Source organism: Oleiphilus sp. HI0128 (assembly GCF_001635365.1).
On the sequence record NZ_LWGG01000941.1, the window covers coordinates 1 to 1,363 of the forward strand.

Genomic DNA, 1,363 nt, shown 5'->3' on the forward strand with positions numbered 1-1,363 from the left:
TTTTCCTCACTCCTTGCTATTCATTTAATTAGACTGAAAATAGATGGGCTTCAGAACCGTCTCCTTTGGTGCGCCGAGCTTAACTTCACCATCTACCACCTTATAAGGGTAAGACCACGATCTAGCCCAGCCCGCTATATGCTCTGCCACTACACGAATGTAGTCCATGGATGAGCCATCAGCATTCTTTCTTGTTTCAATATACATTAAGCCGACACCCCACTTTGCACGAGTTTTAGCAATACGCTTTAAATATTCAATGATTGAGGCTAGTTGAAAATCCTTTTTAACAAGATTTTGGTGCTCAATAGCTAACACGTTAAATTCACCCTGCGGGGAAAGTACCATCCCAAAAGGTAAAAACTCACCACGTTCAAGCAAGTTCTTTTCCATGCGCATCCAACCCTGCACCATCATATATTTAAGCTGCGCGATCGCTTGCTCCTCAGTAACCTTACCCCGCCTCACTTGGTTAAGGTCTACAGCGCTGTCCGCAATTGGCGCCTCGACAAGATCTTCTGCTTTTATTTTTCTTTTGCCTTCTTCAGCTGATACTAAGGTGCTCGACACTGAGAACAGTAAACCAAGCAGTATCAAACCAAATTTCAACATCTTCATATAGAGACTCCAATCATTATTATAACGGTGAGGTAAAACTATTGTGGATATAAATTATCTGGGCGAGAGAAGAATGTCTACAGTGAATCAGTAGAATTTGTGACTTTTGTTAGGCATTTTTTATAATGTGAACGAGGCAGTGAACGGAATTTCATAACAAACACTTTTAGCCACAAAAGCCTACCCCATATTTCCCTGCCAACAGAATTTACAGACAACAGAAACTAAAAAAACCACCTCACATTGTGAGGCGGTTTCTCGTTTTGCTTCTAACTTAACTAAACACTTTCGTATCCAGCTTCAGCTAAGATCAAGATCTTAGTGAGCAGAGATAGTCCAGTTAGTAGTGTTAGTCACATCAGTCAAGTAGATTTCACCGATAGAAGTACCAGTGTCACCGAAAGACAATGAACCGATATCTAGGTCAAACTTAGAAGTAGTGTTGATTGCGATACCGTCAACATAACCTTCTCTTGTGTTGCCACCCTGGATATCTTGAGCTGGGTTCAAAGCAACAGAACCTAGATCAAGAACTGCGTCTTTAACAGCGTAGATGTCACGCATTGAGTGAGCGAAACCGAATGCATTCAATCCGTCTAGACCAGAAGTGTCACCACGATGGTTGTGGATTTTCAGATCGTTGATCTGAACACCAGCGATATCGATGTAAACATCTAAATCAGTGATGTTGAAGTAGCTATCCATGTGGATTTTTGAGTTCGCATCACCGTAACCAGTAGAACCA

2 protein-coding genes are annotated in these 1,363 nt (G+C 41.7%); both read right to left on the reverse strand.

The annotated features are described in order from the left end of the window. Positions 1-24: 24 nt before the first annotated feature. Positions 25-618 carry a hypothetical protein gene (locus tag A3763_RS15340; protein WP_068511040.1) on the reverse strand — a complete coding sequence of 198 codons (594 nt, stop codon included), beginning with the start codon at positions 616-618 and terminating at the stop codon, positions 25-27. A 318-nt stretch (positions 619-936) separates the two neighbouring features. After that, on the reverse strand, positions 937-1,363 hold a 427-nt coding region (locus tag A3763_RS28745), incomplete at its 5' end, for a hypothetical protein (RefSeq protein WP_197482931.1).